The 311-nt window shown below is 70.7% G+C and carries 1 protein-coding gene; it reads left to right on the top strand.

Annotated elements, in window-relative coordinates; genetic code table 11:
* On the top strand, positions 1-311 hold a 311-nt coding region (locus LZ604_RS36740), incomplete at both ends, for a transposase (protein ID WP_234520382.1).

Below are 311 nucleotides of genomic sequence, written 5' to 3'. Positions count from 1 at the left end.
CGGCCCGTGGTCGGCAAGGTCAAGACCGTGTCCGTCAAGCGTGAGGGAAAGCGCTGGTACGTCATCCTGACCGCCGAGCAGGCCGCCCCCGAGCCGCTTGCGGCGACCGGCAGCGTGGTCGGCATCGACATGGGCATAGCCAACTTCCTCGCCGACTCCAACGGCGAGTTCGTACCCAACCCGCGCCACGGCCGGAAGGCCGCCGCAAAGCTCGAAGCCGCACAACAGGCTCTCGCCCGCTTCCCCCGCGCCCGCCGCGACAAGCGCACCGCCAACCACCGCCGAGCCGTCCAGCGCGTTGCCGACCTGCA

It is taken from the genome of Streptomyces glomeratus (genome assembly GCF_021462825.1).
Classification (GTDB): Bacteria; Actinomycetota; Actinomycetes; order Streptomycetales; family Streptomycetaceae; genus Streptomyces; species Streptomyces glomeratus.
The sequence above is the reverse complement of the archived record's forward strand: the minus strand, read 5'-3'. Positions and strand labels throughout refer to the sequence as shown.